Raw genomic sequence first — 20,624 nt, 5'->3', positions numbered from 1 at the left:
CCGCGATCGTTCGCTGCCGCGCAGGCAGCTCAGAAAGGCGGGCAAGTCATCGGTGCGGCCGATGTAACGTTCGCTGCCGCGCAGGCAGCTCAGAAATTTTCGTTGAGCGGGCTGTTGTCGCCGATGGCGTTCGCTGCCGCGCAGGCAGCTCAGAAAGCCTGGCTCAGCGACGACGCCGGCGCCGCCCTGTTCGCTGCCGCGCAGGCAGCTCAGAAAAGCTCGAAGCGCCTTACGGCTGGATCCACACCGTTCGCTGCCGCGCAGGCAGCTCAGAAAGAACGATGACGACGGTAAGCACGCCAAGCATCGTTCGCTGCCGCGCAGGCAGCTCAGAAAAAGGGGCCAGCCATAGCGATCACCGGAGACACGTTCGCTGCCGCGCAGGCAGCTCAGAAAACCACCACCGCCGCCCGTGCCGCTGGTGGGGAGTTCGCTGCCGCGCAGGCAGCTCAGAAAAGCGCCGAAGCGCCGGCCACCCCGAAGGGCATGTTCGCTGCCGCGCAGGCAGCTCAGAAACGGCGTGCCCGGCACTTTTGAACTGTGGCTCAGTTCGCTGCCGCGCAGGCAGCTCAGAAATAACGTCGTGCCGATCTCGTTGCCGCCCGCATGTTCGCTGCCGCGCAGGCAGCTCAGAAAAGGAACATTGCCCTGCGCATCGAGCGGCAACTCGTTCGCTGCCGCGCAGGCAGCTCAGAAATACTGGTCCAGGCCAACTCCGGTGGAGGCAAGGTTCGCTGCCGCGCAGGCAGCTCAGAAAATCAACGGCGTCACCGGCATCAGCCGCGACGTGTTCGCTGCCGCGCAGGCAGCTCAGAAATCGCTGCCCGCCGGCGGCACCGCCAGCCTGGCGTTCGCTGCCGCGCAGGCAGCTCAGAAAAACGTCGGCGTCGATGCTTCCGGCCACGCCACGTTCGCTGCCGCGCAGGCAGCTCAGAAAAACGCCGAGCACCCGTGGGTGGTCAAGTGCGGGTTCGCTGCCGCGCAGGCAGCTCAGAAAGGCACCGCCGACGTAGCCGCCGCGCTGCTGGCGTTCGCTGCCGCGCAGGCAGCTCAGAAAAGCGCGGTGAGGTCATCGGCCATTGACCAACTGTTCGCTGCCGCGCAGGCAGCTCAGAAACAGCCATCCCGGCGCCTGCGCCTGCCCTTACAGTTCGCTGCCGCGCAGGCAGCTCAGAAAGAGCAGGATGCCGCTCGCCTGGCCGCCGCCGAGTTCGCTGCCGCGCAGGCAGCTCAGAAAGACGAGACCATCGACGGCTACCGCGGCATGAAGTTCGCTGCCGCGCAGGCAGCTCAGAAAGACCGAGGAATGCGGCCGGGTGGACAACCGATGTTCGCTGCCGCGCAGGCAGCTCAGAAAACGCCAGCCACGGCAGCAGCGGCGCCGGGCAGGTTCGCTGCCGCGCAGGCAGCTCAGAAAAGCGCCTGGTTCCACACGCTGACCTGCTCGCCGTTCGCTGCCGCGCAGGCAGCTCAGAAATGACCAGCGCGCTGCGGCAAACCTACATCGGCGTTCGCTGCCGCGCAGGCAGCTCAGAAAACCAAGATCAGCCGAATGGTCGACCTCGCCGCGTTCGCTGCCGCGCAGGCAGCTCAGAAAAGCATGGCCATGGCACCAGACGATTTCTCCATGTTCGCTGCCGCGCAGGCAGCTCAGAAAATGTTGTTCATCGCACCTGTCGCCGCCGGCGAGTTCGCTGCCGCGCAGGCAGCTCAGAAATATGGAGAAAGTCCGTGCGAGTCCCGGCGCGCGTTCGCTGCCGCGCAGGCAGCTCAGAAATTGTCGATGCGCTTGAACGTGGCCTTGAAGTCGTTCGCTGCCGCGCAGGCAGCTCAGAAAAACCCCGAGGCGAGCTACCAGCAAGACGTGCGGTTCGCTGCCGCGCAGGCAGCTCAGAAAACGCCGCTGGCCATGCCGGTGCCGTCGTACAAGTTCGCTGCCGCGCAGGCAGCTCAGAAAATGAACCAACGCCAGATCACCCACCCGGCCGGGTTCGCTGCCGCGCAGGCAGCTCAGAAAGGCAATGCCAGTGGTGCGGAAAGCGCAAACCCGTTCGCTGCCGCGCAGGCAGCTCAGAAATATCGAGACGGCGCCGAAGGATGGGACGCATAGTTCGCTGCCGCGCAGGCAGCTCAGAAAGGCATGCAGGTCACCGGCGAGGTGTTGCGCGAGTTCGCTGCCGCGCAGGCAGCTCAGAAAGACATCAACAATGCAGCACTGAAGCTGGTCGCGTTCGCTGCCGCGCAGGCAGCTCAGAAAAGTCGCACGCCTGGAAGCCTTACGGCCGCGCCGTTCGCTGCCGCGCAGGCAGCTCAGAAAGCCAGCGCGGCTTGCTGCGGATCCCAGGGGTCGTTCGCTGCCGCGCAGGCAGCTCAGAAATTCGACTATTACCGCACCGCACGCCGGATCACGTTCGCTGCCGCGCAGGCAGCTCAGAAATGCTGACGCCCTCGGCCGTCGCCGTGGGCACAGTTCGCTGCCGCGCAGGCAGCTCAGAAAGAGTTTCGGCAGGCGAAGTGGTTCGACCACGAGTTCGCTGCCGCGCAGGCAGCTCAGAAATGGTCGCACCGCGATCGCACCTTGCAGGCTGAGTTCGCTGCCGCGCAGGCAGCTCAGAAATGGATCTGATCCACCTCGACGAGTTCGAACACGTTCGCTGCCGCGCAGGCAGCTCAGAAAGGCGAGCGTGCACAGGCCCATGTAGCTGATTTGTTCGCTGCCGCGCAGGCAGCTCAGAAAGGCGGGCAGCACGCGCACCAGCAACGTGAACTGTTCGCTGCCGCGCAGGCAGCTCAGAAATTTGTCGGGCACTCGCAGTTCGGGAATGTGCGGTTCGCTGCCGCGCAGGCAGCTCAGAAAGTTAGGTGGCTCCGCGAGCAGTGCGGGCCGACGTTCGCTGCCGCGCAGGCAGCTCAGAAAAATGGCGAAAGGGCATTTCGTGGCCGTCAGACGTTCGCTGCCGCGCAGGCAGCTCAGAAAAACTTCTCCCGCGATGCCTTTACGTTCGTCGCGTTCGCTGCCGCGCAGGCAGCTCAGAAAAGAAAGATGGCTCATTGCCATCGCGGCAGACCGTTCGCTGCCGCGCAGGCAGCTCAGAAAGATCAGGTGACTGGCGTTTCCGCTCGTAAGTCGTTCGCTGCCGCGCAGGCAGCTCAGAAAGCGATCAGGGAGCGTTCGCATGATCGTCTTCAGTTCGCTGCCGCGCAGGCAGCTCAGAAAATCCGCTCACGGCTTGCTTTGACACTCGCAACGTTCGCTGCCGCGCAGGCAGCTCAGAAATCTACGAAGTCGTAATGCTGGCAGGCGCGAGCGTTCGCTGCCGCGCAGGCAGCTCAGAAAGTGTCCGCCACGTCGTCATGGCACTCACGCCAGTTCGCTGCCGCGCAGGCAGCTCAGAAACGAACGCTGCGCGCGCCAGTAGCGCTGCGCTTGTTCGCTGCCGCGCAGGCAGCTCAGAAATGGGCCACCGCGTTCGCGCCCGGCGTGCTGGCGTTCGCTGCCGCGCAGGCAGCTCAGAAATCGACGTAGAGCGTGACCGCCTCACCCTGGCCGTTCGCTGCCGCGCAGGCAGCTCAGAAAGATCCGCCCGAGAATCTGACGAAACGGACGCTGTTCGCTGCCGCGCAGGCAGCTCAGAAAACGAACACCGGCTATAGCAGCGCGGCCACGAAGTTCGCTGCCGCGCAGGCAGCTCAGAAAGCGCGTCGAGCGGGTCGATGCCGTCAAGCAGGGTTCGCTGCCGCGCAGGCAGCTCAGAAAGAAGGAAGATCGCAAACAGATCATTCGCGACTGTTCGCTGCCGCGCAGGCAGCTCAGAAAGCCGTGGCGATGGGGCGGGCGCCGCTGTCGATGTTCGCTGCCGCGCAGGCAGCTCAGAAAATGTTCAGGACGTCGATTTCCTGCACGACGCGGTTCGCTGCCGCGCAGGCAGCTCAGAAAAAACTCTTCCGGCACCACCCCGCGATCGAGCAGTTCGCTGCCGCGCAGGCAGCTCAGAAAGATGTGGATGATGGTGGATCGGTTCATGGGGTGTTCGCTGCCGCGCAGGCAGCTCAGAAAATGACGCTCGGCGCGATCCCCGATGTGGGCAGGTTCGCTGCCGCGCAGGCAGCTCAGAAAAGCGTCATGCCCACCGGCAACCGCTGCAGCACGTTCGCTGCCGCGCAGGCAGCTCAGAAACAGATGTTCTGGCTGCCGATGTATTTGTTGAGGTTCGCTGCCGCGCAGGCAGCTCAGAAAGACATGAAGGCCTTGCGCAGGCTCAGTCGGCCGTTCGCTGCCGCGCAGGCAGCTCAGAAAACCTGAGCCGGGCCGACAAGGGCGCGCTGGGCGTTCGCTGCCGCGCAGGCAGCTCAGAAAAATCAGCACACCCACCGGTGCCACGTCGAACTGTTCGCTGCCGCGCAGGCAGCTCAGAAAAGCAGCAGCGTCCACAGCGACGATCCGACCACGTTCGCTGCCGCGCAGGCAGCTCAGAAAGGCACCCAGCCGGCCGAGCTAGTGGAGTTCGGGTTCGCTGCCGCGCAGGCAGCTCAGAAAATCGTTCATTCAGATGGCTGCGCGTGCCCCATGTTCGCTGCCGCGCAGGCAGCTCAGAAAACCTTCACCCGGTTCAAGCGCGAGCTGACGATGTTCGCTGCCGCGCAGGCAGCTCAGAAAATGTTGTTCATCGCACCTGTCGCCGCCGGCGTGTTCGCTGCCGCGCAGGCAGCTCAGAAATGCACGTCCGCGCTTGCCCTGGCCGTCGCTATGTTCGCTGCCGCGCAGGCAGCTCAGAAAGGCGGCGACGAGCGCATGCCGCGCCTGCACCAGGTTCGCTGCCGCGCAGGCAGCTCAGAAAAGCCAGCAGCTTGGCTTCCTGGTGCAGCTGGTGTTCGCTGCCGCGCAGGCAGCTCAGAAATTCTTGGCGATGCTGTGGCGGATCAGCGCGGCGTTCGCTGCCGCGCAGGCAGCTCAGAAATGGTCGAGCCTGTACCAGCACCCGGTACCGTTCGCTGCCGCGCAGGCAGCTCAGAAAGGCAGCACGTGCCAGTCGGTTACTTCGAAGTCGTTCGCTGCCGCGCAGGCAGCTCAGAAACGGGTCAGGCGCTGCCGCGACTATGGCAACGAGTTCGCTGCCGCGCAGGCAGCTCAGAAAGTCGAGGCGTTGAACGCCCGCGACTTGGCCCGGTTCGCTGCCGCGCAGGCAGCTCAGAAATTCAACGGTGGCATGGTGGTGTTCTCCAGCTCGTTCGCTGCCGCGCAGGCAGCTCAGAAAGCTGCGAAGTCCTGCGCCGAGGCATAGACCGGGTTCGCTGCCGCGCAGGCAGCTCAGAAAGACAAGACCACGATCGACGACCGCTTGGTGTTCGTTCGCTGCCGCGCAGGCAGCTCAGAAATCGATCAGGAAGCTGTTGAGCAGAGCGTCCATGTTCGCTGCCGCGCAGGCAGCTCAGAAACGGTGGTGACCCGGGCGGCGGTTGAAGGCGAGGTTCGCTGCCGCGCAGGCAGCTCAGAAACGCAGCAGGAGAAGAGTGATGGGCAACCACCTGTTCGCTGCCGCGCAGGCAGCTCAGAAAACCGCCGACGGCCGCAAGCTGTCCATCAGCGCGTTCGCTGCCGCGCAGGCAGCTCAGAAATGCTTGTTCACGCCCGTGATGACCGCAGCCGTGTTCGCTGCCGCGCAGGCAGCTCAGAAAGTCTACTGATCCACCTGCCGCCGACCCCGTTGGTTCGCTGCCGCGCAGGCAGCTCAGAAAGCGAATGATGCCGGCGTGGCATCGGCTGCGAAGTTCGCTGCCGCGCAGGCAGCTCAGAAAGCCGGCACGGCCGGCACGCTGGCGTTCACCGTGTTCGCTGCCGCGCAGGCAGCTCAGAAAATCAAGCGGCCGATGTCCGATGGCACGATCAAGTTCGCTGCCGCGCAGGCAGCTCAGAAAATTGCCCCGGAACGCCCGTCCCACAAGCCTTCGTTCGCTGCCGCGCAGGCAGCTCAGAAAAGCTCGTGCAGTTGCAGGCGAGCCAGCGGAAGGTTCGCTGCCGCGCAGGCAGCTCAGAAATGGTGGACCGCTGGCTGGACCGGCTGGGGCATGTTCGCTGCCGCGCAGGCAGCTCAGAAAATGTTTCTCTACGCCCAAGACGGCCGCGTGCGGTTCGCTGCCGCGCAGGCAGCTCAGAAAATCGCGCGCTCGGTGGTGATGCCGTGGATCTCGTTCGCTGCCGCGCAGGCAGCTCAGAAAACGAAATGCGCACGCAGGTGCGCGTGCCCGCCGTTCGCTGCCGCGCAGGCAGCTCAGAAAAACGTCAATTCGCCTTCGAGCTGCTTCGCTTCGTTCGCTGCCGCGCAGGCAGCTCAGAAATTCCTGCCCTGCGAGTGGGATGTGCAGCCACGGTTCGCTGCCGCGCAGGCAGCTCAGAAATGCACTTTGCCGCGTGCCGCCGGCATGCGCGGGTTCGCTGCCGCGCAGGCAGCTCAGAAACCGTCGACCAGGCTGCCACGACGCGCGGTCGTGTTCGCTGCCGCGCAGGCAGCTCAGAAATCCACTTGACACCATGAGCGTGTAGTTGATGCGTTCGCTGCCGCGCAGGCAGCTCAGAAAAGCAAATCCTTGGCCCCGGATGTCGTTGAAACGTTCGCTGCCGCGCAGGCAGCTCAGAAAACCCTGGCCATCGAGGCGCCGCGCGACACCCTGTTCGCTGCCGCGCAGGCAGCTCAGAAAAAGTCATAGGCTTGGCCATCCACCCATGAACCGTTCGCTGCCGCGCAGGCAGCTCAGAAAGTCGGTGCCGGCCTTCGCGCGCAGGTCGTGGAGTTCGCTGCCGCGCAGGCAGCTCAGAAATCACGCCGCTGGCGATTGTGGCGGTGCTGATCGTTCGCTGCCGCGCAGGCAGCTCAGAAAAGTACCAAGCCGGCCGCAACGCCGTCATCGCCGTTCGCTGCCGCGCAGGCAGCTCAGAAAGTCGATCTTGACCGAGTTGGAGTTGAGGTTGAGTTCGCTGCCGCGCAGGCAGCTCAGAAACAGCATCGCCGCCTTGGTGTGCCACGTTTACCGTTCGCTGCCGCGCAGGCAGCTCAGAAATGTTCGAGGAAGGCCGTGATGACGCCCATGGCGTTCGCTGCCGCGCAGGCAGCTCAGAAACAGGCCAACCTTGCCGGCGCCATCCGCCATTGGTTCGCTGCCGCGCAGGCAGCTCAGAAAGACACGCTGCAGCCGGCCGCGCGCGCGCTGTTGTTCGCTGCCGCGCAGGCAGCTCAGAAATGCGCGTTGCGCGCATCCTCGTTGGCCTGCGCGTTCGCTGCCGCGCAGGCAGCTCAGAAAGGTCTGGTCGCAGATCTGGAACAGGCCCAGGTGTTCGCTGCCGCGCAGGCAGCTCAGAAAATGCCCGCCGCCGCGATCGGCAATGTCCTGGTGTTCGCTGCCGCGCAGGCAGCTCAGAAATTGAACGGCAGCGAGCCATAAACGACGGAGCCGTTCGCTGCCGCGCAGGCAGCTCAGAAAATGAACGCGTGGTCGTGCTCGGCCTCCCACACGTTCGCTGCCGCGCAGGCAGCTCAGAAAGAGCACCGGGACCGGATGCAGCACCCGAACGTGTTCGCTGCCGCGCAGGCAGCTCAGAAATGCAAAACAGTTCTTGGCCTGCTTTCCGTAGCGTTCGCTGCCGCGCAGGCAGCTCAGAAATGCCGCAAACCACGCATATGGCCGCGCAACCAGTTCGCTGCCGCGCAGGCAGCTCAGAAAACGTCGTCGCCGCGCGAGGTGATGGTGGCAATGTTCGCTGCCGCGCAGGCAGCTCAGAAAAGCAGGTCGATGCGATTGGCGCCGGCGACCATGTTCGCTGCCGCGCAGGCAGCTCAGAAATCACATCACCATCTTCTGTTGAAGCCCCTACAGTTCGCTGCCGCGCAGGCAGCTCAGAAAAGCTACGCCGACCATCCGCGCAAGCTGGTGAGGTTCGCTGCCGCGCAGGCAGCTCAGAAAAGCGGCACCATCAGCATCAATGCGCCCAACCTGTTCGCTGCCGCGCAGGCAGCTCAGAAAACGTACCTGCTGGCCCATGATCAGTGCTCCTCGTTCGCTGCCGCGCAGGCAGCTCAGAAACAGATGGACTTGGCGCCGCAGTTGCTGACGGCGTTCGCTGCCGCGCAGGCAGCTCAGAAAATCAGCAGCGCCTTGCGCACCGTGTCGATGCCGTTCGCTGCCGCGCAGGCAGCTCAGAAAACGTTGCCCTTGTCGGTTTGGATCAGCCTGTAGTTCGCTGCCGCGCAGGCAGCTCAGAAACAGCCAATGAAACCAGCACCACCACCGAAGCAGTTCGCTGCCGCGCAGGCAGCTCAGAAAACCTCGGCGCCTCGCTGGAGCTCGAACAGTCCATTCGCTGCCGCGCAGGCAGCTCAGAAAGAAGATCATCATGATCTCGCGACCGTCCTCCGGTTCGCTGCCGCGCAGGCAGCTCAGAAAACCGCGTGATGCTCGCCGCCGGCGCTGATGGTGTTCGCTGCCGCGCAGGCAGCTCAGAAAGACCCACAATCAAGGGCGAGCCAGCATGGGACGTTCGCTGCCGCGCAGGTAGCTCAGAAACAGTCCGCCACCTGCTTGATGATCGGGAACGTGTTCGCTGCCGCGCAGGCAACTCAGAAAACTCGACTTGGGTGTGATGTCAGAACCTGGTGTTTGCCTCCTGCACAAGCAGTGACAAATACATCCCAGCTAACCGCGATCTTTCCACTCTTCGCGCAGATGCCGTTGATGGTTTAGGCCATTGTCTTGCTGCCAGATTCCTGCAGTGCGGCTTAGCGCAGACTGCAGATTAATTCGGCTGTCGTTCTCGCGCTGGATGCGATAATCATGCACAGCTTGCTTTACCAGTTCGGCTACCGACAGATCGCGAGACCGTGCCTCACGATCCAGCCACGCTTGGTCATCTGTATCCAGGTTGATGGACACGCACGTCATGCAATATATCTAACATGAATTCCCGTTTATCGGCTCGTGCTTCTCGTACCCAAAGCGGAAAATGAGAGCGGGACCGTAAAGGAGCTTCACGCATACCTTCCGATCACACTCCCGCGAGCTGCCGCCGCCGCGCCACCTTGCGCTCACGCCGCCGCGTCCACCACGCCTTCCGCCGCTCGGCGAGGCACGAGAAGATCACGTAGAGCGCCGGGGTGCTGAGCAGGGTGAGGCTTTGCGAGATCAGCAGGCCGCCGATCAGGGCGATGCCGAGGGGGCGGCGCAGTTCGCTGCCTTCGCCGAGGCCGATCGCGATCGGCAATGCGGCGAGAATGGCGACCATGGTGGTCATCATGATCGGGCGGAAGCGCACGGTGCAGGCTTCGCGCGCGGCTTCCAGCGGACTCTTGCCGTGTTCGCGTTCGGCGACCAGGGCGAAGTCGATCATCATGATCGCGTTTTTCTTGACGATGCCTATCAACAGCACCAGCGCGATCTGCGCCACCACCGACAACTCGGTGCCGGTCAGCCACAGTGCCAGCAGCGCGCCCACGCCGGCGGCCGGCAGGGTGGACAGGATGGTGATCGGATGGACCAGGTTCTCGTACAGCATGCCGAGCACGATATAGACGGTGAGCACGGCGGCCAGGATCAGCCAGCCCATGCCGCTCTGCGACTGCTGGAAGCGGCGAAAGTCGTTGCCCATCTGCACCCGGATGTCGCCGGGCATGCGCATGTTCTTCACGGTGGACTGGATGATCGCCATCGCCTCGCCCATGCTCACGTCGGGCGCGAGGTTGAAGCTGAGGTCCATCGTGGTGTACTGGTTTTCGTGGGTGATCTGCGACGGCGCCAGCCCCGGCTCCTGCCGCGCGAACGCGGTGATCGGGATCATCTGGCCGCTGCTGGAGCGCACGTAGATGCGGTTGAGCGCCTCCGGCGTGGCGGTCTGTTCGGGCAGCGCGTTGACCACCACCTGGTACTGGTTGATGTCCGAGTAGATGGTGGATACCTGGCGCTGGCCGAACGCGTCGTACAGCGCGCCGTCGATGCTGCCGATCGACACGCCGAGCCGCGCGGCCTTGTCGCGGTCGATCACGATGTTCTGGCGCAGCCCGGCCTCGTCGACGTCGGTGCCGACGTCGCGCAGCTTCGGGTTCTTCTTCAGCTCGGCCTGCAGTTTCGGCAGCCACTCCTGCAGGCTGGCCAGGTCGTTGCCCTGCAGCGAGACCTGGTATTGCGCGCCTTGGCTGGTGCCGCCGCCACCGCCGCTGGGTAGGTCCTGCACCGGGCGCAGGCGCAAGTTGAGGTCGGGATAGTTCGCGGCCTTCGCACTGAGCCGCGCGAGCACCGCGAAGGTGTCGTCCTGGCGGCCTTCGGCACGGGTCTTCAGGTCGATGTTGAACGAGCCGCTGGTGCCCTGCCGGCTGCTGCCCAGGCGCGAGCCTACGGTGGCGACGTCGGGGTCGGCCATCAGCATCGCGGTGAGCCGTTCCAGCCGCTGCCTGCTTTCGGCGAACGAGACGGTGGCGCTGGAACTGGCGCGGCCCCAGATCAGGCCGGTGTCCTGCGCCGGGAACAGGCCGGTCTTGACCACGCCGAACAGGTAGAACGTGACCACGATCAGCACCAGCGGGGTCAGCGAGAACAGTAGCGCGTGGCGCAGCGAGAAGTTCAGAGCTCGGGTATACACGCGCAGCATGCCGGCGTGGAAACCGTCCAGCGCGCGCGCCAGCCGCGACGGCTGTGCCTTTTCCTTCGCGGCATGCCCGTTGAGGAAGCGCCCGCACAGCGCCGGCGTCAGCGTCAGCGAAACCAGCGCGGAAACCACGATCGCCGCCACCAGGGTCACCGCGAACTCGTGCATGAACATGCCGGTGACGCCGCCAGCAAACAGCAGCGGGATGAACACGGCGATCAGCGAGGCGGTGATCGAGACGATGGTGAAGCCGATCTCGCGCGCGCCGGCCTGGGTTGCCTGCATGCGCGACATGCCCGCGTCGATGTGGCGGATGATGTTCTCGATCACCACGATTGCATCGTCCACCACAAATCCTATGGCGATCACCAGCGCCAGCAGGGTGAGGTTGTTCAGTGTGTAGTCGAGGATGTACATCACCACGAACGCGCCGGCCAGCGACAGCGGCACCGCCACCGCGGCGATCAGCGTGGGCGCGAGCCGGCGCAGGAACAGCGCCATCACCAGGATCACCATCGCCAGCGAGATCAGCAGCGTGGCCTGTACCTCGTGCAGCGAAGCGCGGATGGTCGGCGTGCCGTCGAAGAACGGGGTCAGCACGGTGCCCGGCGGCAGGTAGTCGCGCAGCAGCGGCAGCTGATCCTTGACCAGGTCGACGGTGGCGATGACGTTGGCGTCGGCCTTCTTGTAGACGTACATCAGCACGGCCGGCTTGCCGTGGAACCAGGCGGCCTGGTACGCGTCCTGCTGGCCGGCATAGACGTTCGCCACGTCGGCCAGCCGCACCGGCGTGCCGTTGTGGCTGGCGACCACCAGCCGGGCGAACTCGTCCGCGCTGTGCAACTGCGTAGTGGCGCTGATCGACATGGTGGTGGTGCCGTTGGACAGGAAGCCCTCCGGCGAGGTCACGTTGGCCGCGCTCAGCGCGTTGCGCAGCTGGTCCGGCGACAGCCCCATCGCGTTCAGCGCGCGCAGGTTCACGTCGACGCGGATCGCCGGCGTGGCCGCACCGGCGATCTCCACCGACGACACCCCCGGCAACTGGCGCAGCCGCTGCGCCAGCAGGGTGTCGGACAGGTTGTACAGGTCGGCCGCCGACTGCGTGGCCGAAGTCAGCGCCAGCGCGATGATCGGGTCGTCGTTCGGGTTCGCCTTCTGGTAGCTGGGCGCGCCGTTGAGGCCGCTGGGCAGGTCCGGCGCGGCCGCGTTGATCGCCGCCTGCACGTCGCGCGCGGCGGAATCCAGGTCGGTGCCGTTGCGGAACATCATGAAGACGAAGGTGCGCCCCTCGGAACTGGACGAGCGCATCGTCTCGATGCCGGGCACCTGGCCCAGGTGCCGCTCCAGCGGTGCGGCCACGGTGGACGCCATCGTGCTGGCATCGGCACCAGCCTGGCTGGCCTGCACGAAGATCGCCGGGAACTGCATGTTCGGCAGCGCCGCCACGCCGAGCAGGAAGTAGCAGATCATGCCGGCCACGAACAGGCCCATCGCCAGCAGCGAAGTGCCGATCGGGCGGCGGATGAAGGTGCCGGAGATGTTCATGGATTCAACGTGGGCGGGGATGGGCGGGTGGTGCGTGAACGGATCATCCCACCCTCAACGTCCAGGCCGCGAAAAGGTTGATCGGGGCGAAGTGGCTTCCGACGAAGGGCGACCTCTCCCCAGCCCTCCCCTGCGTTGCAGGGTAGGGCGCAAGGCAAGACGTCGGCAGGGTCACGCCGCGCTGCGGGCCTGGGCGTGGGTCAGCGCGCGCCGTTCGCGGCGCGCGGCCAGCCAGTCGGAGAAGCGTTCCATGTACAGGTAGATCACCGGCGTGGTGTACAGCGTGACCAGCTGCGACAGCAGCAGGCCGCCCACGATCGACACGCCCAGCGGCCGGCGCAGCTCGGCGCCGATGCCGTTGCCCAGCGCCAGCGGCAGTGCGCCGAGCATCGCCGCGGCGGTGGTCATCATGATCGGGCGGAAGCGCAGCAGGCAGGCGCGGCGGATCGCATCGCGCGCGTTGAGGCCGGTGCGGCGCGCCTCGATCGCGAAGTCGATCATCATGATCGCGTTCTTCTTCACGATGCCTATCAAGAGCACGATGCCGACGATGCCGTCCACCGACAGGCTCATGCCGCAGATGATCAGCGCCAGCAGCGCGCCGACACCAGCCGGCGGTAGCGTCGAGATGATCGTCAGCGGGTGGATGTAGCTCTCGTACAGCACGCCCAGCACGATGTAGATCACCACGATCGCGGCCAGCAGCAACAGCACCTCGTCGCCGAGCGAGGAGGTGAACTCGGCCGCCTTGCCGACGAACTCGCCGCGCACCTGTGGCGGGAAGTTCAGCTGCTGCTCGACCTGGTGGATCGCCGCCACCGCATCGGACAGCGAGTAGCCCGGCGCCACGTTGAACGCCAGCGTCACCGCCGGCAGCTGCTGCTGGTGGCTGACCACCAGCGGCGCGCTGGTGACCTCGGCGCTGACCAGCGAGGACAGAGGGATGGTGCCGCCGCCGCCGATCTCGAAGCCGACGTTGCCGGCGTTGCCGATGCCCGACGGGGTCGCCGAGTTGCTCGACTTCAACTGGCCGAAGCTGGTCGCGTTGCTGCCGGTGAGTGCGCCGTTGCCGTTGCCGCGCACGGTGAGCTTGTTCAGCAGGTCGTCGCTGGTGCGGAACTCCGGCGCCACTTCCAGCACCACGCGATACTGGTTCAACTGGGTGAAGATGGTGGAGATCTGGCGCTGGCCGAACGCGTCGTACAAGGTGTCGTCGATGCTCTGCACCGGCACGCCGAGGCGGCTGGCCTTCTCGCGGTCGATGGTCAGCTTCAGCGCGTTGCCGTTGTTGGCCAGGTTGTTGTCGACGTCGGCCAGTTCCGGCCGCTGGCGCATCGCCTGGGTCATCTGGCTGGCGTAGCCGGCCAGCTCGACCGAGTTCACGTCGGACAGCGAATACTGGTATTCGGTGGCGGCGACACGGCTGTCCAGGGTCACGTCCTGCACCGGCTTCAGGTACAGCGCCACGCCCGGGATGCCGGCCACCGCGTGCTGCAGCCGCGGCAGCAGTTCGTCCAGGCCATCGCGGTCGCCGCGATCCTTCAGCACGATGCTGAGCTGGCCCTGGTTGAGCGTGGGGTTGATTGTGCCGGCGCCGATGAAGGCGGCCACGCCGGCCACCGCGGGATCCTTGCGCAGCGCTTCGGCGACCGCCTTGGTGCGGTCCTCCATCTGCGGGAACGCGATGTTGTCGTCGGCCTGCACCACGCCGGTGATCAGGCCGGTGTCCTGCTCGGGCAGCAGGCCCTTGGGGATCACGATGTACAGGAACACGGTGAGCACCACCGCGGCGCCGGCCACCAGCATGGTCAGGCGCTGGTGGTCGAGCACCCAGTCCAGCGAGTTCTCGTAGAGATGCACCGTGCGCGACCACACCGTGCGCTTGCCGGCCGCGGCGTGGCGCTCGTGCGCGTCGTCGCCCTCGGGCAGCTGGTCGGGCTTGAGCAGGTAGGCGCACATCATCGGCGTCAGCGTCAGCGACACCAGCATCGAGATGGTCACCGCGATCGTGAGCACCCAGGCGAATTCGTGGAACAGCCGGCCGGTGACGCCGGGCATCAGCAGCAGCGGCAGGAACACCGCCACCAGCGACACGGTCAACGACAGCACGGTGAAGCCGATCTCCTTCGCGCCGACCTCGGCCGCCTCCTTGCCGTTCTTGCCCTGCTCGATGTAGCGCACGATGTTCTCGATCATCACGATCGCATCGTCCACCACGAAACCGGTGGCCACGGTCAGCGCCATCAGCGACAGGTTGTCCAGCGACATGCCGGTGAACGCCATCACGCCGAACGTGCCCATCAGCGACAACGGCACCGCCGTCGCCGGAATGATGGTGGCCCACAGCCGGCGCAGGAACACGAAGATCACGCCGATCACCAGGAACACGGTGAGGATCAGGGTGAACTCGACGTCGTGCACCGAGGCGCGGATGGTCACCGTGCGGTCGGCGAACACGTCCAGGTGCACGTCGGCCGGCAGCGCACTGCGCAGTTCCGGCAGCACGTTGCGGATCTGCTCCACCGTCTGCACGATGTTCGCGCCGGGCTGGCGGCGCACGTCCAGCAGCACCGCCGGCTGGCCGTTCGCCCACGCAGCGAGCTGGTCGTTCTCGACGCCGTCGACCACCTTGGCCACGTCGGACAGCCGCACCGGCGAGTTGTTCTTGTAGCTGATGATGGTGCTCTTGTACTCGGACGCGTCGCTCAACTGGTCGTTGGTGCCGATCGAGTAGCTCTGCGTCTTGCCGTTCAGCGTGCCCTTGGGCGCGTTGACGTTGGCCTGGGTCAACGCGCTGCGCACATCCTCCATCGTGAGGCCGAGGTTGGACAGCTGCGCCGGGTTCACCTGCACGCGCACCGCGGGGCGCACGTTGCCGGCGATCGAGACCAGGCCCACGCCCTGCACCTGCGACAGCTTCTGCGCGATGATCGAGTCGGCCAGGTTGTTCACCTCGCGCAACTGAAGGCTGTCCGAGGTGAGCTTGAGGGTGAGGATCGGCGCGTCGGCCGGGTTCACCCGGTTGTACACCGGCGGATACGGCAGGTTGCCCGGCAAGGTGCCCTTGGCCTGGTTGATCGCCGCCTGCACGTCCTGCGCGGCGATGTCGACGTCGCGGTCCATCGCGAACTGCAGGATGATCGTGGACAGCCCGGCGGAGGAATCCGAGCTCATCATGGTGAGCCCGGAGATCTGCCCCAGGTTGCGCTCCAGCGGGGTGGTGATCAGCGAGGCCATGGTGCTGGCGCTGGCGCCCGGATACTGCGTGCTGACCACCAGGCTGGGCGCCTCGATCTCCGGCAACGCCGACACCGGCAGCTGGCGGTAGCCGAGGATGCCGAGCAGCAGCACCGCCACCATCAACAGCGAGGTGGCGATCGGCCGGCGAATGAAGAGGGTCGAGAATCCCATGGCTATCCGTAACGTGTAGGTGCGGGTTCAGCCGCGATCATGGCCGGGACACGGCCGGGTTCGCACGACTGCGGTGGCGTTGCGCTGGTCGGCACGCGGCCGCTCAGCCGCGACGGCGACCGCCACCCTTGCTGTTCTGCTTGGCTTTCTCCAGTTCGGCCGCGGTCGGCGCCGCCGGCACTTCGCCCGGCTTGAGCGCGTTGACCTTGCTGCCCGGCTTCAGCCGGAACTGGCCTTCGGTGACAACGCGGTCGCCGACCTTGAGGCCGCTGCCGATCATCACGTGGCTGTCGCCCACTTCACCGGCGATCGCCACCGCCTGCATCTTGACCGTGCTGTCGGCCTGCACCTGGTAGACGTAGTCGCCGTCCGGTCCACGCTGCACCGCCTGCGCCGGAATCACCAGGCCGCCGTCGACCGTGTTCACCAGCAGCTGCACGTTGACGAACTGGCCCGGCCACAACTCGTTCTTCGCGTTCGGGAACTCCGACTTCAGGCGGAACGTGCCGGTGCTGGTGTCGATCTGGTTGTCGATCACCTTGAGCACGCCGCCACTGGCGATCGGATGCGCATCGGTGCGATCCAGCGCGGTCACCTGCAGCGAGGCGCCCTGCTGGGCGGCGGCGGCACGCACCAGGTCGAGGTTCTGCTCGGGCAGGGTGAACATCACGTTGATCGGATGCAGCTGGGTCAGCGTGACGATGCCGGTGCTGGTGGTCACCACGTTGCCCGGATCCACGTTGCGGATGCCGGCGAGGCCGTCGATCGGCGAAATCACCTTGGTGTAGGCCAGCTGCACCTGGCTGTCGCGCACGCTGGCCGCATCGGCGGCTACCGCGGCCGCGTACTGGGCGGCCGTGTTGCGCAAGGTGTCCAGATCCTGTTTCGAGATGTAGCCCTTGGCGGCCAGGTCCTGGCTACGCGTCAGGTTGCTCTTCGCGGTTTCCAACTGCGCCTGGTCCTGGCGCTGCCTCGCCACGGCCTGGTCATAGGCGGCCTGGTAGGTGCGCGGATCGATCTGCGCCAGCAGCTGACCCTTCTTCACCGGCTGGCCCTCGGTGAACTCCAGGCTGAGCAGCTGGCCGCCCACCTGCGGGTTCACGGTGACCGTGTTGAGCGCCTGCACCGTGCCCAGTGCGGTCAGGTAGACCGGCACGTTCTGCTTGACCACCGGCACCACGGTGACCGGCACCGGCGGCGTTTCATCCTTGCCGTCCTTGCCGTCCTTGCTCTTGGTGGCGGATTGCGCCGACGCGGAACCGGCCGGGGTGGGCTTGTGCAGCAGGCGGAAACCTACCGCTGCCACGACGATCACGGCAATCACGATCAACGCGATCTTCCAAAAACGCGACATGTAAAACTCCTGGACTGAACGGTGCGCCCCACCGGCACACGACTGCGTGGCATGCGTCTGCAAAACAACGGACGCCCGCCGGGCCACGCCGGCACGCGTCTCTTGAGATGAAAGCATAGGGGCAGATCAACGAACTTGAACAATGCCGGTTGACATGGGTACAGCATGACCGATGGCAGGGGCGCCGCCCGCTGCAGGGCCATCCGCAGGCACCGCGCGGGCTGCCGCGGCAGGCACGGCTACCGCGACGGGTCGCCGCGGAGGCCTGAAACTTGCCGCGCGCTTCGTTTATAATCGCCGACTGTTGCCTGTCCGACCCCGAATCCGGGCCGAACGGCAAGCGTGATCCGTGCCGTGCATCCACGCACGGCAATCCGCACCGGGATGCGTCCATCGGGCCGGTGCGACAGCCACAGGCAATTCAGGCAGGCCGGAACAGCCATCGTGGCGCTCCGTCCCGCCCACTGACAGGAGTACGTGCGTGAGCGGTCCCATGAGCAAATCCGATCAGAGCGTCTTGCGCCAGTTTTCGATCATGATCGGCGGTCTGGCCGTGCTGACGGTGGTGCTGATCCTCGCGGCGCTGGCGATCCACGACCACGAGCCGAAGGAAACCAATCCGGACCAGCCGGCCAAGGTTGCCGCGCGGATCGCACCGGACGGCGCCGTCTACGCCGGCAACACCGGCCGCGCCGCCATGCAGGCCGCCGCCGATGCCGCGACCAAGGCCGCCGCGTCGCAGGTCGCCTACGGCGGCACCACCGACGGCAAGGCGATCTTCGATCACCTGTGCACCAGCTGCCACACCTCCGGTGTCGCCGGTGCCCCGAAGGTGGGCGACAAGGCCGTGTGGGGCCCGCGCCTCGCCGAAGGCATCGACACTTTGGTCAAGCACGCGATCGAGGGCTACCACGGCCCGGACGGCAACTTCATGCCGCCGAAGGGCGGCAACCCGGCGCTCACCGACGAACAGGTGACGAACGCCGTGCACTGGATCGCCGATCAGGCGAAATAGTTTCGCCTGATCCAACAAGCTTTCGCCAAACGCCGCCCACCGGGCGGCGTTTTCGTTTGCCCCTTCCCCCTTGGGGGAAGGTTGGGATGGGGAGGCCCGGCGTGCGGGAAGATCAAAAGCACCCCTCCCCAACCCTCCCCTGCTTGCGCAGGGGAGGGAGTACACCCGATTACTCCGCATGCTCCCCGATCCACTCCCGCGCAAACCCTCGCAGCTCCGGAAAGAACGCTTCGAAGCGCCTCTGCAATTTCGCTTCGCGTTCCAGCAGCACCGGCAACGCCGAATCCAGCGGATTGGCACGGCTCAGGCGCTGCCCGATCCCGCCCAGCGCGTCGTCCAGCACCGCGTCGTCGGCGTAGCCGGCCGGCAGGCCATGCGCTTCCATGTAGCTGCGGAAACGCCGTAGCGCCGGCGGCAGCAGCTCGTCCTGCCGCCACAGCAGGGCGCGCAGGGCGACGGAATACTCCGGCAGCGGTTGCGCGCTCCAGCGCGGAAAATCGCGCGCCAGGCAACGGTCGAACCACATGTCCAGCAGGATCCCGGCATAGCGCCGATACGGCGATGGCAGCAGCGCCTTCGCCGCCAGCACTTCGGGGTGGGCGTCGGTGTACACGTCGATCGCGCGATGCAAGCGGATGCCGGCGATCACGCGCGCCGGGAACAAGCTCACGTCCGGTTGTCCGTGCACGAAATCGCCCAGCATTCCGCCGAGCTGCAGGGCCTCGTCGTCGCCGGCCAGCAACGCATGCGCCAGGTGGTTCATGCGGAGCGTCCGCGGCAGCCGATCCGCCCGGCGGTTATCATCGTGTACATGAATCCCACCGAGCTCTCTGCCGAACCTGCCAGCTTTCCGGACGTGGCCGCCAGTTTCGTGCTCGACGGCCCCGCCGGCAAGCTCGAGACCATCAGCGACGTCGCCGAACCGGCCTGCGCGCGCCGCGGCGTGGCCGTGCTCTGCCATCCGCTCACGATCGAGGGCGGCACCATGCACAACAAGGTGGTGACGATGGCCGAGCGGGCGCTGCGCGAGTCCGGGCTGGATACGGTGCGCTTCAATTTCCGCGAAGCCGGCAACTCGACCGGCAGCTACGACCAGGGTCGCGGCGAAGGCGACGACCTGGCCGCGGTGGTGGCCTGGGTGCGCCGCACGCGCCCGGACGATGCGTTGTGGCTGGTCGGCTTCTCGTTCGGCAGCTACGTGGCCATCGCCAACGCGGTGCGCCTGCGCGCCGACGCGTTGATCAGCATCGCGCCGCCGGTCGGGCGCTGGCCGTTCGAAGCGATCGCGTTGCCGACCTGCCCGTGGCTGATCGTGCAGGGCGAGGCCGACGAGATCGTCGAGCCGCAGGCGGTGTTCGACTGGGTCGAGACGCTGGAGCACCGGCCCGAACTGGTGCGCATGCCCGAGACCAGCCACTTCTTCCACCGCCGGCTGATGGACCTGCGCGGCGCGATCAAGCACGCGGTGCGCGGCTGGCTGCCGCCGAAGCGGCATGGCTGACGCCTGCCCATCACTCCTTTCCAAGACCCACGCTCCATGAGTGAAACCCCCTCGCTCGCGCCCAGCGCGCGCTACCTCGAAGGCGTCGCCGCGCATCGTTGGGAGTCCGATCCGACCCAGCTCGCGCTGCTGCCGGAATTCGACCGCATGCATGCGGCGCTGTGCGCCGAGCCCGCGAACGGCAACGGCAACGGCAACGGCCTGTTCGACCGCCTGAAATCCCTGCTCGGCAACGACCCGCCCGAGGCGGTGCCGGGGCTGTACCTGTGGGGCACGGTGGGCCGCGGCAAGACCTTCCTGATGGACCTGTTCGTGGCCAGCCTGCCGCACGGCGTGGCACTGCGCCGGCACTTCCACCGCTTCATGGGCGAGGTGCACGAGAACCTGCGTGCGCTGGGCGAGCGGCAGAGCCCGCTGGTCGAGGTCGCCGCCGGCATCGCCGCACGCTGCCGCGTGCTGTGCCTGGACGAGTTCCTGGTCAACGACATCGGCGACGCGATGATCCTGTCCAACCTGCTCGACGCGCTGTTCGCGCGCGGCGTCACCCTGGTCACCACCTCCAACACCGCGCCGGCGAACCTGTACAAGGACGGCCTGCAGCGTGCGCGCTTCCTGCCTGCGATCGCACTGATCGAACGGCGCTGCCACGTGGTCGAGATGGCCTCTTCGCGCGACTGGCGCCTGCGCGCACTGACCCAGGCGCCGGTCTACCTCACCCCGCCCGGCGCCGAGGCGCACCGCGCGCTGGAACGCATCTTCGCCAGCCAGGCCAGCGGCAACGTGCAGGCGGATGGCGTGCTGCACGTCAACAGCCGCGACATCCCGCTGCACAAGCGCGCCGACAACATCCTGTGGTTCGACTTCGCCGCGCTGTGCGAAGGCCCGCGCGCGGTCGCCGACTACATCGCACTGGCCAAGGCCGGCCCGGCGATCATCGTCTCCAACGTGCCGCAGTTCACCCTCTACAGCGAGGACGCGGCAAAGCGCTTCGTGCAATTGGTGGACGAGTTCTACGACCGCCACGTCAAGCTGGTGCTGTCCGCCGCCGCGCCGATCACCGAGCTGTACGACGGCGAGCGCCTGCGCGCCGAGTTCGGCCGCACCGAGTCGCGCCTGATCGAGATGCAGAGCGAGGAGTACCTGGCGCTGCCGCACCGCCCGGAGTGAAGCG

General features: G+C 66.2%; 8 protein-coding genes and 1 CRISPR repeat array (1 of these 9 running past the window's edge). Of the genes, 3 read left to right on the top strand and 5 right to left on the bottom strand.

Annotated features, from left to right (window positions below):
* Positions 1–8,616: a CRISPR direct-repeat array (repeat unit 28 nt; unit sequence GTTCGCTGCCGCGCAGGCAGCTCAGAAA) (it extends 1,013 nt beyond the left edge of the window).
* Positions 8,617–8,685: 69 nt separating this feature from the next.
* The 4 genes from ASG75_RS16405 to ASG75_RS14135 form a co-directional block, all read right to left on the bottom strand.
* Positions 8,686–8,922 (bottom strand): hypothetical protein, encoded by a 237-nt coding sequence (locus ASG75_RS16405; protein ID WP_162253127.1) that lies wholly within the window; start codon positions 8,920–8,922, stop codon positions 8,686–8,688.
* A 112-nt stretch (positions 8,923–9,034) separates the two neighbouring features.
* Entirely contained in the window at positions 9,035–12,172 is a 3,138-nt protein-coding gene (locus tag ASG75_RS14145; protein ID WP_056390869.1) for an efflux RND transporter permease subunit, read from the bottom strand.
* Between the two features lie 171 nt (positions 12,173–12,343).
* On the bottom strand, positions 12,344–15,583 hold the full coding sequence (locus ASG75_RS14140) for an efflux RND transporter permease subunit (protein WP_056390867.1): 3,240 nt from the start codon (positions 15,581–15,583) through the stop codon (positions 12,344–12,346).
* A 103-nt stretch (positions 15,584–15,686) separates the two neighbouring features.
* The gene (locus tag ASG75_RS14135) at positions 15,687–16,937 is read right to left on the bottom strand and encodes an efflux RND transporter periplasmic adaptor subunit (protein ID WP_056390863.1); all 1,251 of its coding nucleotides are present in this window, start codon (positions 16,935–16,937) and stop codon (positions 15,687–15,689) included.
* Positions 16,938–17,430: 493 nt separating this feature from the next.
* Between ASG75_RS14135 and ASG75_RS14130 the strand changes: the two genes are divergently transcribed.
* A complete protein-coding gene (locus tag ASG75_RS14130; RefSeq protein ID WP_056390862.1) occupies positions 17,431–17,952 on the top strand; it encodes a c-type cytochrome in 522 nt (173 codons plus the stop codon).
* A gap of 169 nt (positions 17,953–18,121) precedes the next feature.
* Here the strand turns inward: ASG75_RS14130 and ASG75_RS14125 are convergent, their stop codons facing one another.
* Entirely contained in the window at positions 18,122–18,715 is a 594-nt protein-coding gene (locus ASG75_RS14125) for an ACP phosphodiesterase (protein ID WP_056390859.1), read from the bottom strand.
* 48 nt (positions 18,716–18,763) lie between these two features.
* Here ASG75_RS14125 and ASG75_RS14120 point away from each other — a divergent pair, with 48 nt between their 5' ends.
* Together ASG75_RS14120 and zapE are read left to right on the top strand one after the other, a co-directional pair.
* Complete coding sequence (locus tag ASG75_RS14120; RefSeq protein WP_056390855.1) at positions 18,764–19,453, top strand: alpha/beta fold hydrolase; 690 nt, start codon at positions 18,764–18,766, stop codon at positions 19,451–19,453.
* Positions 19,454–19,489: 36 nt separating this feature from the next.
* On the top strand, positions 19,490–20,620 hold the full coding sequence (gene zapE / locus ASG75_RS14115; RefSeq protein ID WP_056390852.1) for a cell division protein ZapE: 1,131 nt from the start codon (positions 19,490–19,492) through the stop codon (positions 20,618–20,620).
* Positions 20,621–20,624 lie beyond the last annotated feature (4 nt).

Origin of the sequence: Rhodanobacter sp. Soil772 (assembly GCF_001428385.1) — a bacterium.
GTDB lineage: Bacteria > Pseudomonadota > Gammaproteobacteria > Xanthomonadales > Rhodanobacteraceae > Rhodanobacter.
Note: the sequence above shows the minus strand (reverse complement) of the source record. Positions and strands in the feature narration are given on the sequence as shown.